At 66.3% G+C, this 13,179-nt stretch carries 13 protein-coding genes; 11 read left to right on the top strand and 2 right to left on the bottom strand.

Annotated elements, in window-relative coordinates; genetic code table 11:
- Window positions 1–86: 86 nt before the first annotated feature.
- Window positions 87–389: a DUF6432 family protein gene (locus tag U5919_RS11015; protein WP_336024309.1), complete on the bottom strand. Its 303-nt coding sequence runs from the start codon at window positions 387–389 to the stop codon at window positions 87–89.
- A 151-nt stretch (window positions 390–540) separates the two neighbouring features.
- On the opposite strand from U5919_RS11015, the gene U5919_RS11010 reads away from it, so the two are divergent.
- From U5919_RS11010 to U5919_RS10975, 8 genes are all read left to right on the top strand, one after another.
- The gene (locus U5919_RS11010; RefSeq protein ID WP_336024307.1) at window positions 541–1,749 is read left to right on the top strand and encodes a DUF7093 family protein; all 1,209 of its coding nucleotides are present in this window, start codon (window positions 541–543) and stop codon (window positions 1,747–1,749) included.
- A gap of 106 nt (window positions 1,750–1,855) precedes the next feature.
- The gene (locus U5919_RS11005) at window positions 1,856–2,236 is read left to right on the top strand and encodes a DUF5611 family protein (protein ID WP_336024305.1); all 381 of its coding nucleotides are present in this window, start codon (window positions 1,856–1,858) and stop codon (window positions 2,234–2,236) included.
- Window positions 2,237–2,406: 170 nt separating this feature from the next.
- On the top strand, window positions 2,407–2,865 hold the full coding sequence (locus tag U5919_RS11000; RefSeq protein ID WP_336024303.1) for a universal stress protein: 459 nt from the start codon (window positions 2,407–2,409) through the stop codon (window positions 2,863–2,865).
- A gap of 45 nt (window positions 2,866–2,910) precedes the next feature.
- Window positions 2,911–3,879, top strand: coding sequence for an ROK family protein (locus U5919_RS10995; protein ID WP_336024301.1), 969 nt, complete (start codon window positions 2,911–2,913; stop codon window positions 3,877–3,879).
- Window positions 3,880–3,896: 17 nt separating this feature from the next.
- Window positions 3,897–5,516 (top strand): LVIVD repeat-containing protein, encoded by a 1,620-nt coding sequence (locus U5919_RS10990; RefSeq protein ID WP_336024299.1) that lies wholly within the window; start codon window positions 3,897–3,899, stop codon window positions 5,514–5,516.
- Window positions 5,517–5,639: 123 nt separating this feature from the next.
- A complete protein-coding gene (locus U5919_RS10985) occupies window positions 5,640–5,972 on the top strand; it encodes a NifU family protein (protein ID WP_336024297.1) in 333 nt (110 codons plus the stop codon).
- A gap of 125 nt (window positions 5,973–6,097) precedes the next feature.
- Entirely contained in the window at window positions 6,098–7,078 is a 981-nt protein-coding gene (locus U5919_RS10980) for a DUF5787 family protein (RefSeq protein ID WP_336024295.1), read from the top strand.
- A gap of 159 nt (window positions 7,079–7,237) precedes the next feature.
- A complete protein-coding gene (locus U5919_RS10975; RefSeq protein WP_336025571.1) occupies window positions 7,238–7,732 on the top strand; it encodes a TQO small subunit DoxD in 495 nt (164 codons plus the stop codon).
- 146 nt (window positions 7,733–7,878) lie between these two features.
- Here U5919_RS10975 and U5919_RS10970 read toward each other — a convergent pair whose 3' ends face one another.
- Entirely contained in the window at window positions 7,879–8,724 is an 846-nt protein-coding gene (locus U5919_RS10970; protein ID WP_336024293.1) for an MBL fold metallo-hydrolase, read from the bottom strand.
- Between the two features lie 162 nt (window positions 8,725–8,886).
- Here U5919_RS10970 and U5919_RS10965 point away from each other — a divergent pair, with 162 nt between their 5' ends.
- The 3 genes from U5919_RS10965 to U5919_RS10955 all read left to right on the top strand — a co-directional run bounded on the left by U5919_RS10965 (window position 8,887) and on the right by U5919_RS10955 (window position 13,139).
- Window positions 8,887–9,672, top strand: coding sequence for an IclR family transcriptional regulator (locus tag U5919_RS10965; protein ID WP_336024291.1), 786 nt, complete (start codon window positions 8,887–8,889; stop codon window positions 9,670–9,672).
- A 317-nt stretch (window positions 9,673–9,989) separates the two neighbouring features.
- On the top strand, window positions 9,990–11,123 hold the full coding sequence (locus U5919_RS10960; RefSeq protein WP_336024288.1) for a TAXI family TRAP transporter solute-binding subunit: 1,134 nt from the start codon (window positions 9,990–9,992) through the stop codon (window positions 11,121–11,123).
- Window positions 11,124–11,144: 21 nt separating this feature from the next.
- Window positions 11,145–13,139 carry a TRAP transporter permease gene (locus tag U5919_RS10955; RefSeq protein ID WP_336024286.1) on the top strand — a complete coding sequence of 665 codons (1,995 nt, stop codon included), beginning with the start codon at window positions 11,145–11,147 and terminating at the stop codon, window positions 13,137–13,139.
- The last annotated feature ends 40 nt before the right edge of the window (window positions 13,140–13,179 follow it).

Genomic DNA, 13,179 nt, shown 5'->3' with positions numbered 1-13,179 from the left:
CGCACTTCGCCGTCGTCGACCTCCGGTTTCGTCGTCACTTCGCTATCGCTCCTCCGCACGGTCTCGCCGTCACACTCCCGTCGTCATCACAGGCCGAGGCGGTCTCGGATCGCGTCGACGAACCCCTGCTCGTCGGTCGCGCCCGCCTCGGGATCGGGCACGACGCGGTCGTCGACGAGGATGACGACGCGGTCGTCGTCGCCGTTCTCGACGGAGAGTAAGTCGTCCTCCTTGAGCGCCGCCAGCGCGTTCTCGATCTCGTCGATGTCGGCGTCGACGGCCGCGCGCACCTCGAAGACGGTCATTCCCTCCTGTGAACGATCGACGAGCGCGTCGAGCACCGCTACCTCGACGTCGCGTCGATCTCTGAACTCCCGCCGCGCTCTCATAGCTGGTCGTTCGCTCCCGTCCGGTTTACGCTTACCGCCGGCGCGTGGCGAGGACGGCCTCATAGAGAACCGTCGCTCCGCGAGCGGCGCGTCAGCCGTTCGTCTGACGGAGGAGGTACACTTTTGGCCCTGAATGTCCGAACGTCGGTTAATGGGACTCAAGTGCCGTCTTCTCGGCCATACGTACGGGGACACCGAGGTCCAACGCACGAGGGAGGAACAGGGGGACGAGGTCGTCGTCACGATCCGCGAGGTGCAGGTGTGTGAGCGCTGCGGGGCCGAACAGACCGTCAGTCAGAACAAGGAGGTGACGGCGATCCGCACGCCCGCCGAAGTCGGCCTCGGCGGAGACGCCGAGACCGGCGGGTCTGGACCGGGAGCAGACCCCGCCGCACAGTCGGCATCTGCCCCGGCGTCGAGCGCGGAGGTCGATCAATCGGCCTCCGGGGACGCACAATCGAGTGACGCCGAGGGAGCGGATGCCGAGGCGAGTGTGGAGAGCGCGACGAATGCCGACGCGGCGGGGGGCGTCGACGACGAAGGGCACGAAGCGGGCGAACCGCCGGCCGAGGCGAGCGCGGAGAGCCCGGCGGCCGCCGAGGGCGACGCCGTTGAAGCGGACAGCCCGATCGACGAGGCGGAGGCGGCGTCCGAGGAGACGAAGGAAGCGTCCGACCGATGGGAGACCGGCAGCGACGACTGGGAGGACGTCGACGCCGACCCCGACGCCGACGACGGCGTGATCCTCGACGAGACGGAGCGCGAGCGCGACGAGGCGCAATGGCCCGAGGAGGCCGAAACGGACCCCGCGAGCGCCGCGCAGCAGTCTCAGGCGGCCGAGAACGGGGAAGCCGCCCCGGACGACGGGGACGAGCAGGTGACGAACGACGCCGAAATCATCGACGGGACTGACGAGGAGGAGCAGAAAGAGCGCGGTCACGGCGAGTGGCCCGAGCGTGAGGACGGACCCGAGCCCGGCGGGTGGCCCGAACACCAGAGCGATGATGAGGGGTTCGACGCGACGACGAACGTCGACGAGGACGTCGAACTCGGCGGGAGCGGCCTCACGCCGGACGTGAACGGACGGGCCGATCTCGACGACGCCGACTCGGTCGAGGGCGTCGCCGTCGAGGGCGAACGCGAGCCGTCGAGAGAGCGGGCGAGGGGACAGTCTCGCGCCGACGAGGGGTTCGCCCGCGCGGGGTCGTCGACGAGTCTGGAATCGGACGTCCCGGACGACCGCGTCGAGTTCTACTGCCCCAACTGCGGGCACGCCCGGGGCGCGGGCGCGTCGTCGATGCGCGCCGGCGACATCTGTCCGGAGTGCAAACAGGGGTACATCGCCGAACGAGAGCGATGAACCGCGACCGAGCGACCGCCTCGGGGTTCCGTGACCGGCCGCGCGACGGCGACGCGCCGCAACCGGTGACGAAACAGGTAAACCATCACCTATCGAATCGGGGCGTATGAAGGAGTACAAGATGCGTCGCGGGGAGACGCTCGAAGATCGAATTCCGGATATGGAATCGACCGTCGAAGAGTACTTCGGACCGATCACCGAAACGACCGAGTACAAGGGAAGCGATCTGTACGTCGTCGCCGAACCGGACAACCCGGTCTTCGAGCGCATCGTCGCCGGTGCGGTATCGTACAGCGGGAAGAAGGACCGACTGGGCGTCGAGTTCGAAGAACGGGACCCGACGGAGCTCTCGCCCGACGATCTCGAGGCCGCCGGTGACGCGGTCGACGCGAAAAACGACTTCCTCCTCGAAGCGACCGGCCGGGACGCGAAGTCGCGCCGCGATTCGATGAAGCGCGACGTCGAAGACGACGCGCCGGACTACTGAGCGGGTATCGTAACCCGGGAATCGGTTTTCTTCGTGTCGTCGGGCCAGCAGCCGCGCTCGCGTACGGTTTCACGAGCGAACGCGTGTCACCGGTTGGACAGATACCGCGCGAATCGCTTGGTACCAGACCGTAATTTTAAATCGTGTGATAGTGAACTCCGGGGCGATAGATGACAATCGAGACGATGGTACTGGCGGTCGGTCCGAAGGACAAAGACCAACTCGATCGGCTCACGGAGGAGACGCTCGACGTCGCCGGCCCGACCGGTGCGAGAGTCGTGATCGGACACGTGTTCACCGAGACGGAGTACGAGGACGCGCTCGAAAACCTCGAATTCGACCGCACCGTCGACGAGGTCTCCGCGAACGACGTCGCCCGCCGGCACGCGAGCGTCAGAGAGATCAGAAAGCGACTCGAAGAGGCCGGCGTCGATTGCGCGGTCCACGGCGACGTCGGCGAGCACGCGGATTCGATCGTCACGTTTGCGGAGTCGACGGACGCCGACCGGGTCGTCATCGGCGGACGACGCCGCTCGCCGACCGGTAAAGCGGTTTTCGGAAGCACCGCACAGGAGGTGTTGCTCGATTCACCGTGTCCGGTCACGTTCGTCCGCGCCGGGACAAAATAGGGCGAACCCGCTTAGTTAAGTGTCGCGCTCACTCGTAACGACACGATGGCCTACTACGTGGGCGTCGACCTCGGGGCGACGAACGTCCGAGCGATCGTCGCCGACGGCGACGGCACGGTTATCGGACGAAGCGACGACGGTACGCCGCGCGGTCCGACGGGAATCGGCGTCACCGAAGCGGTCCTCCGCGTCGCTCGCAAGGCGTGCGCCGACGCCGACATCGCCCCCGAGCGGGTGAACGCGGCGGGCATCGGGGCGATCGGTCCGCTCGACCTCGCGGAGGGAGCCGTCGAAAACCCCGCCAACCTCCCGGACACGATCGACCGAATCCCGCTTACTGGGCCGCTCTCGAAGCTGTTCGACACCGACCGCGTGTACCTCCACAACGACACGAACGCGGGCGTCATCGGCGAGCGGTTCTATTCCGAACGGAACCCCGACGACATGGTGTATCTCACCATCTCCTCGGGCATCGGTGCGGGCGTCTGCGTCGACGGCAACGTCCTCTCCGGGTGGGACGGCAACGCCGGAGAGGTCGGGCATATGACACTCGACCCGCAGGGACATCTCACCTGCGGGTGCGGCCACGACGGCCACTGGGAGGGGTACTGCTCCGGGAACAACATCCCGCGGTACGCACAGTTCCTCTACGAGGAGGACCCCGTAGAGACCGCACTGCCGGTCGACGATCCCGAGTTCTCCGCCGTCGACGTCTTCGACCACGCCGGGAGCGACGAGTTCGCGACGCACGTCGTCGAACAGCTCGGACACTGGAACGCGATGGGCGTCGCGAACATCGTTCACGCCTACGCGCCGCTCGTCATCTACGTCGGGGGCGCGGTCGCGCTCAACAACCCGGACCTGACTCTCGATCCCATCCGCGAGCGGATGGACGAGATGGTGATGTCGAACGTCCCGCAGATCCAACTGACGACCCTCGGCGACGACGTGGTCGTGATGGGCGCGCTCGCCAGCGCGATGACCGGGGGGACGGGAGACCGATCGAGACTGTGACGGGCCGACCATCGACGATGCGACGGCGCGAGCTACTTCGTCGGGGCGGCGCGCTCGTCGGCGCGAGCGTCGCGGTCGGCGTCGGCGGCAGCAAGATAACCACGCAAACGGTCCGGGCGCACCCGGGACCGTACGAGCCCTACGGATCGATCGACGTCGAGGGCGCGAAGGAGGCCGTCGTCGATCCCGAACGAGACGTGACGTACCTCGCGACGACGAGCGGCTACGCCGTCGTCGACGTCGCCGCGCCCGATCGCCCGCAGCTCCTCGCGGACGTCCGCGAGCCGCTGGCGGATCGGGAGGACGGTCCGTTGCGCGGGATCTTCGACGTGAAACTCGACGCGACCGACCCGACGACGCTTCTGGTTGTCGGCCCCGCGAACCCGCTCCGCGGAGCGATCTCGGGCGCGCTGGTCGTCGACGTGAGCGATCCCGAAAACCCAGAAGAGCGGGCGTTCCACGAGACGTCGTTTCCGATCCACAACTGCTTCGTTCGCGACGGCGTCGCCTTCCTGACCGGCAACGACGGCGGGCGCAATCCGATCGTGACGCTCGACGTCGAGACCGGTGAGGAACGCGGCCGGTGGGCGCTCGCCGACGTCGACGAGGCGTGGGACGACGTCCCGAACGCCTCCCGAAGCGTCCACGACGTGTACGTTCACGAAGATCGCGCGTTCGTGGCGCTGTGGGACGCTGGCACGTGGGTCCTCGACGTGTCGGACCCGGCGTCGCCGACGGCGCTCGGGAGCGTCGACGCGCCCGGTCCGTCGATGCTGGCGGATCGCTCAGGGGCCGAAGCCCGGCGCGAAGCGACGCTCCCGCCCGGGAACCACCACTACGTCGCGACCGACGAGTCGGGGACGCTCCTCGGCGTCGGCCGGGAGTCGTGGGCGCTGCCGGCAGAGGGGGACGAGACGACGAACCAGTCGGCCGACGCCAAAACGCAGTCGGAGACCGCCGCGTCGACCGAGGCCGGCGACACCGCGTACGTCGGCGGCCCGTCGGGGATCGACCTCTGGGACGTGTCGGACCCGGAAGCGCCCGAACTGCGAGCGACGATCCCCGCACCGGCGTCACCGGAGCCGACCTACGGCGGCGTCTGGACGACCGCGCACAACTTCGAGCTCGCGGCCGGGACGCTCTACTCGTCGTGGTACCGCGGCGGCGTCAAGCGCCACGACGTCTCCGATCCCGCCGCGCCGCGGGAGGTGACGTGGTGGCGCGACCCCGACGCGGCGAGCTTCTGGACCGCGCAACTCGCACACGCGGGCGAGCGGGAGGGGTTCTTCGTCGCGAGCAACTGGGGCGTCGGCGATGTCCCCGGGGGGCTGTACACGTTCCCCGATCACGCCGGCGAACAGGCCGATCCGCCCGACACGCTTCCGGACGGGACGTCGACGCCGTATGGACCCCGGACACGCACGCCGAGCGGGGCGGCGACGGCCGAGGAGGCGACGGTTGCGGGCGGGACGTCCGCGGCGTCCGGCAGGAATTCGACGGTACCGGGCGGAAACTCGACGGCGTCCGACGGGACGCCCGCCGAAGACGGAATCAGCGCCCCAGGTTTCGGCGTCGGGGCCGCAGTAAGCGCGCTGGGAGTGGCCGCGTGGCGGATCGCGCGGCGCACCCGCGAGTGAGTGAAACGCGCAACGGCCGTGACGCCCGAACCACCCGCAACGACCGTGACACACTTTTCTCGACCCGCGGACGGCGTGATCACAACCGCAAAGTTCCAAAGCGTCGGGCTCCAAGAGGGGCCAATGAGCGAATCCGATGAGTCTCTCCGGCGACGCGTCGAGACGTGGATGGCCGGGCAGATGCCGATCATCCAGATGCACGGCGGCGAGAGCGTCGTCCGGAAGGCCGATCCCGACTCCGGCGAGGTCGTCGTCGAACTCGGCGGCGCGTGCGCCGGCTGCGGCATCTCGAACATCACGGCCGACAACATCAAGGCGGACCTGATGATGGAGTTCGACGAGATCACGGACGTCCGCGTGAAGGTTCCGAGCGCGGGCGACCACGGCAGCAGCACCGTCGAAGGTGGCCGCGGCGGCGAACTCCAGTACGGCACTGAAGATCCGGGACACTTCTGAACGGGTCCGGTCCGGACGCGGCGACGAGTCGCGTCCCGGACGGGGCGTCGACCCGCGTCTCGGACTGGGTGTCGACCCGCGGCGGCGACGGGGAGCTTTTGGTTCCGTAGCTCTCTCAGTACGGCGTGGCCGACGCCGACACGCCTCAAGAGTTCGCCTTCGAACTCGCGTTGTGTTCGCATCTCGAAGCGACGACCGAGTGGGTGCTGAGTCGCCAACTCGGCGCGGCGGTCGACCGATCGGGGCGGCGCATCGTCGACGTCGTTGGCGTCGTTCCCGGCCCGGCGTTCGACGAACGCGCCCGGATCACCGATCGGACGATTCCGGTCCGCGCGATCGAGAGCGACGTCGGCGTCGGCGAGGCGGTCTCGCGGTACCGCGCGCTCCGCGACGAGTGGGGGCTTCGTGAACCGGTGCTCGAGCGGGCGGTCGAGGTCGGGTTCTTCGAGACCGAGCGCCAGAGCGGTCGAGAGTTCCTCCGGCGGACGACTCGGTACCCCGACGAGTGGTTCGCGGGTCTCGTGGGCATCGAGAACAAGCCCGACCTCGGCGACCCGGGCGCGCTCTCGCGGCAACTCCGCACCGACGTCTCGCTCGGACTGTTCGAGGAGGTGATCCTCGCGACCGAGAGCCACGTCACCCGCGCGCACCTGAACCGGATCCCGCGCGAGGTCGGCGTCTGGCGGTTCGATCCCGAGACTGGAGAGAAGAACGTGATTCGGGAGCCGACGTCGCTCGCCACCGACGAACCCGGCGTCGAACTCGTCGAGGAGGGAGCGCTCAGAACCGACGTGGCGGTCGTCGACGCCGACGAGAAGGCGCGAGCGAGGCGGCGTATCGCCGAACGAGCCTACGGGAAAGGTTGGCGGACCTACGACTTCCCCGCCTGTGTGCACGCGACCGCGACGCCAGACGGCCGTCCGTACTGCTCGCGGTTCGACTGTGTCGTCGAACCCAGTCGACGCTGCGGCGACGACTGCTCCGCGTACGAGGAAGACACCCCGCCCGATGTCGACACCGAGGGCCTTCGCGCGGATCGGACGGCGTGGAAGCGGGACCCGCCGGGCGTCGCGCGGCGGCAGTCGGGGCTGGATCGGTTCCGCTGAGCCGAGAGCGGCCGTGTCCGCTGAGTTGACTCGGATAGTAGTTCATCGGTTCCAAGAATCTGAAAACCATCCTAGAGAGATACCGTATTTCCGTCCCATCGTTCAGATGTGAGGTGAAGGACGATGGCCACATCCACTCGAACGACGGTCGCGAACCCGCTGGACTTCGACCTGCAGGGGACGCTCGCGGGGTACTGGGTCGCCGTACTCCGCGTCCTCACGGGGTATTGGTTCCTGCACGCGGGGATCACCAAGTTCGCCTTCGTCTCGGGTGAACCGTTCAGCGCGCAGGGGTATCTCGCCAACGCCCCGGCCGCGAGTCCGATTCAGGGCTTCCTCGTCTGGGCCGGTCAGACGACGTGGCTGCTGGAGTTCACGAACGTCATGATTCCCGTGGGTGAGACGCTCATCGGGCTCGGACTCGTCGTCGGCGCGCTCGTCAGGCTGGCGAGCCTCTTCGGCGGCGTCCTGATGGCGTTCTTCTACCTCGGGAACGCCAGCTGGGGGCAGGGCCTCGTCAACGGTGACCTGATGGGACTGCTGCTGTTCGTCACCGTCGGCGTTCTCGGCGCGGGACGCGTCCTCGGACTGGACGCGGTCATCGAACGGACGAAGCTGGGTGAGCGTCGGGTCGCGAAGTACCTGCTCGGGTAGCGCGGTGCTGTGCAGGCAGGCGAGACGCGCCGCGGAACCGTCTCGGCGCGTTCGGGTTTTGTGTGCGACCGCACGTTCGATTTTCTGTGCGCTCGTGAGTGGATACGCACGACCGCGGTCAGAAGAGACGAGCCGCGAGCGACCGATCAGACGGTGATCGAAAAGCCGTCCTCGGCGGCGATGACCTCGCCGTCGAACACCGCCCCTGCCTCCGCCTCGATGGCGTCGCGGTCGGGGTACGGCGTGAAGTGCGTCAGGACGAGCGTGTCGACGTCGGCGTCGGCCGCGATCTCGCCCGCCTGCGTCGGCGTGACGTGGTAGTTCATCAGGACGTTTCGGCGCTCCTCCTCGTACGGTTCGGTGTATCGCTCCCAGACGAAGCCGTCGTCGGGGGTCTCACCGACCGGCACGATCCCGCACGTCATCACGAGGACGTCGGCGTCGGACGCGAACGCCGCGAGCCGGTCGATCTTCGCGGTGTCGGAGGAGAGCACGGTCGTCGAACCGGTCTCCCGCTCGGTGAATTTGTAGCCGTAGGTCTCGATCGAGTGCTCGACCGGCAGTGCCTCGATGCGGACGTCGTCGGTCACCAACTCGAAACCCTCCGCGACGCGCGTCGTGGAGATGCGCTCGATTCCGTCGGCGGGATAGCCCGCCTCCTTCCGGTATTCGATGTCCTCCTCCCAGAGCGAGTACAGCCCGTCGACGAGCTCCTCGGTCCCGGTGGGGCCGTAGATCTCGAGCGACTCTCGGCCCGCCGTCCAGCCGACGATGGCGAGGTGGAAAAACGAGAGGTTGTGATCCATGTGATGGTGCGTGAACAGGAGGTTCTCGACGTCGCCGGGGTCAACCTCGTTTCGGAGGAGTTCGTACACTGTTCGGGGGCCGCAGTCGACGAGGTATGGTTCGCCCGCGACCTCGACGAGGATCGCGTTACCCGCGCGATCGAGTGTCGGGATCGGGTTCGCGGTCCCGAGAAGGGTCGTTTTCACGACGGCCGCACCTCGCTGCGAGTCGGATCGAGGTTCATAATTAGTCATTCGCCATTTTTACTATATACGTTCTGAATGCTGCAGAATCCGGTGATTGTTGTCGGTTTCTCGGAGTCTGTTCGCGAGAGTGAAACTTTTGTGTGTCCGTCGATACCCCACAGTATGGAAGGCGGAACCGAACGCGGAAACGACGGCCCGAATTACGTCGAGGCGACGCAGAAATCCATCGGCGTCCTTCGGTTTCTCAAGGAGCACGGCCCCGCGACGCTATCGACGATCGCCGAGGGAACCGACAGCGCGAAGAGTACCGTCTACCGCCACCTCCGGACGCTGGAGGACGCGGGCTATCTCGTCGAGACCGACGACGGCTACCGGATCGGACAGTTGTTCCTCGATTACGGTATCGAAGCGCAGCGGTCGCATCCGCTGTACGAGGCCGGAAAGCCGAAAATCGACGCGCTGGCGGAGAAAGTTGGTGAGAAGGTGTGGCTGGTCGTCGAGGAGAACGGGTACGCCGTCTACCTGTATATGCAGTCGGGCAACGAGCTGTACCGGTCGTTCACGCGCGTCGGCTACCGGGGACACCTCCACGCGTTTTCGGCGGGGAAGGCCATTCTCGCTCGGATGAGCAAAAGCGAGGTGAACGCGATCCTCGACCGGCGAGGCCTCCCCGCGTACACCGAGCAGACGATCACCGACAGAGACAGGCTGTTCGCGGAACTCGATCGGATTCGACAGCAGGGGTACGCACTTCACCTCGAGGAGGCGGTCGACGGCGGCAACGCGATCAGCGTCCCGATCCAGCACGAGGACGGCTCGCCGATCGGCTCGGTCTGCGTCGCCGGCCCCGCTCACAGGCTGAACGAGTCGTACCTGCGCTCGGAGCTCTCGGATCTGCTGCTCGGGACGAAAAACGAGATCGAACTGAGTATGCGATATGAGGCGTAAAGACACTACGACAGCTGAATACGGTACGAAGCGTGGATGCGCTACGAGACGTGTTCCCGTTTCGCTCGTGCGAACAGGACCACTCGGTGAGAGCCGGTTTTCAGCGAGCCACGACGATGCCGGCGAGTGCGGCTACGCGGACGGTTAAGCGCGTCTACCGGATGATTTTCGATAATGCCAATTTTTAGTAATATTCTAGATAGGATTATATTGCGTTCTCACACCTCATACGCCGGATATTCGGTGTTCCGCTCAATAGAACATAATTAATCGTAACAATTATAATCGATAATCGGTTCCACACGAGTAGGATGACAATGAGAAGGTCTATCACACGACGCGAATCGCTCAAGACGATCGGCGGTGTCGCCGCGTTAGCCGGGCTCGCCGGTTGCTCGGGCGACAACGGAGGTGACAGTGGTGGCGACAGCGGCGGAGACAGCTACGGGGGCGACTCGTCGTCCGGTGACGGTGACTCCGACGGCGGAGATACCGATGGCGGGTCGGAGCCCGAGTCCGTCTCGACGTTCGGGATCATCTCCGGGCCGCAGAACGGCGTGACGTTCCTGATGCACAACGCCGCGGCGGGCGTGCTCGACAGGGAGAGCGACGTCGGCCTCGACGTGGTCTCGGGGACGAGCGGAGAGTCGATGGTGCGGTTGGTCGGCGGCAACGAGGAACTCGCCTTCGGGACGGCCTTCGCGGGGCTCAACGCGATGAACCGCGAAGCGGAGTTCTCGCAGGTCGAATTCAACCACGAGATCTACCAGATGATGACGCAGACGACGTTGATCGAGCCGATCCTCGTGCCGACCGACAGCGACTACGAGTACTGGTCGGACCTCGACGGCGCGTCCATCGCGACGGGGACGCAGGGGTCGACCTATCAAGAGTACTACCGGACCGCACTCGACCTCGCGGTCGGTGAGGGCAACTACGAACTCGTCCACCAAGGCGCGACTGAGATTCCCCAAGAGTTCAGCGCCGGTCGGGTCGACGCGATGGGCGGCCCCGGCATCGTGAGCGGACTGACGCCCGGGTTCATGCAGCAGGCGTACTCCGACAACGACGTCCGGCTGCTGGGGCTCACCGACGAGACCGAGCAGGCGATCGAGGACCACGAGTGGCTCTCGCTGGAGACGCTTCCGAACGGGGACTTCGGCGACAGCATCGAGGAGTACACCGACGAGAGCGAGACGACGACGGTCCGCGTCGATTACCCGCACTACACGACCGACAAGGTCGACGCCGACAGCGTGTACAACCTTCTCGACGCGCTCTGGAGCAACCGCGAAGCGCTCATCGACGCTCACGAGGGCTGGCGGCTGTTCGAGGACGACGAGGTGTGGACGAGTACGTTGCACCCGGACATCCCGGTCCATCCGGGAGCCGTCGAGTTCTTCGAAGAGCAGGGACTCTGGAACGACGACCTCACCGCGGGGAGTTTCTGAGGGCGACGAACGAGGCACACGATGGGTACGTTCCGTTCATTCATCGGCCGTCACGGATGGGTTCGGAAGCTCGTCTTAGGCACCCCACCGGCCCTCCTCTCGATCGCAGTCATCGCCTACGCGATGACACCATACCTTCCGAAACAGCTGTTTACGAACCTCGTGCTCGGCCTGTCGCTCGCGACGTACTTCGTCAACCGCGGGCTGATTCCGGAAGACGACAGCGACGACGGCGTCTCCCGAGTTGTCACCGCAGGGAGTCTCCTCCTGCTCGTCGCCTCGATCGCGTCGGTCGCATACGTCCACCTCGTCTTCGATCGCTGGCTCGAAACCGGCGCGTTCGTGATCTACAACAACGTCGACCTGCTCGTCGGCGGGTCGTTGATCGTCCTCGTCACGGTCGTCACCTCCGATAAGTTCGGGCACTTCCTCGGCGCGCTCGTGCTCGCGACCGTACTGTACGGCGTCGGCGGGCCGTACCTCCCGGGCATCCTCAGCCACGGCGGGATCTCGCTGGAGACGATCGTGTTCAAGAACACGATCTCCCTGCAGGGCGTCTACGGGTTCCTCACGCAGATCGCGGCGACGTGGGTAGCGATCTTTGTGATCTTCGCCGGAATCGTCCGGCGGTTCGGCGGGTTCGACCTCATCCTCGAACTCACAGAGCGATTGGAGGGCTCGTTCAGAGGCGCGGTCCCGCAGACCGCCGTCGTCTCCAGTATGTTTATGGGCACGATGATGGGCGGCGCGGGCGTCAACGTCGCCGCGACGGGCTCTTTCACCATCCCGCTGATGCAAGAGCGGGGAATTCTCGGCAAGCACGCCGGCGCGATCGAGTCGGTCGCGAGCACGGCCGGGCAAGTCCTGCCGCCGATTATGGGCTCTGCGGCGTTCATCATGGCGGACATTCTCGGCATCCCCTTCGCCGACGTCGCGATCGCCGCCGCGATCCCGGCGTTTCTGTACTACGGCGTCACCAGTTACGGCGTCTACCAGTGGTCGATCTGGTACGACTGGGAACGCGACGAGGATGAAGTGCAATCGCCTGACGGGGCCGAGGAGCCGTCGGACGGGGACGGGAAGTCCAGACGCACGTTCTTCCTGCAGAGCGCGCAGTTCATCGTCCCCCTCGTCGTCCTGATCTACCTCCTCATCGTGATGCGGTACGGCCCGCTCTACAGCGGTCTGTACACCGTGTTGACGCTGTTCGCGACGCGGTTCGTCTACCTGCTCGCAAGCGACGGTCTCGGCTGGGCACCGCTCCGCCAGTACGCCCGCGAGTTCCTCTCGGGACTCAGACACGGCGGGGAGTCCGCAGCGCCGTTCGTCGCGTTGCTCGCCGCGCTCGCGGTCGTCATCAACATCTTCGGGGCGACCGGGCTGACGAACCGGATCACGTTCGCGCTGTCGACGCTCACCGGCACGTCGTTCGTCGGCATCCTCGTCATCAGTATGATCCTCGCGCTGCTCTTCGGTCTCGGGATGCCGACGCCCGCCGCGTACCTGCTGGTGGCAACGATCATCGCGCCGGTGATCGTCGAACTCGGCAGCGTGAACGACTTCATCGTCGAACCGATCGTCGCGCACATGTTCGTGTTCTACTTCGCGCTCCTCTCGGCGCTCACCCCGCCGGTGGCGTTAGCGGTCGCGATGGCGATCAACATCTCCGGATCGGACTTCTTGGAGACGGCGCTCGAGTCGATCCGGCTCGGCGGCCCGACGTTCCTGATTCCGTTCGTCTTCGTGTACAACCCCTCGCTGATCTTCTGGTCGTTCCCCGAGACGCTCATCGCGGTCGTCGTTCAGTCGATCGGGCTGATGGTCGCGCTGTCGGTCACGATGGGCGTCGAGTTCGGGCGTCGGCTCCCGCGGTACGAGCGAGCGCTCAGAGCGGTGCTGTTCCTCGTGATCGCGTTCGGGCCGAGCCTCGCGGTTCAGCTCACCGGCGTCGCGGTCGTCGCGCTCAGCGTCCTGCTGCGCGGCGGCGTTCCGCAGCTCCGATCGGCCAGTCAATAACGGCCGATTGCGCTCTTCGGGCGTCGACGACGCTCACAAT

It is taken from the genome of Halobellus sp. LT62 (genome assembly GCF_037031285.1).
GTDB lineage: Archaea > Halobacteriota > Halobacteria > Halobacteriales > Haloferacaceae > Haloquadratum > Haloquadratum salinisoli.
Note: the sequence above shows the minus strand (reverse complement) of the source record. Positions and strands in the feature narration are given on the sequence as shown.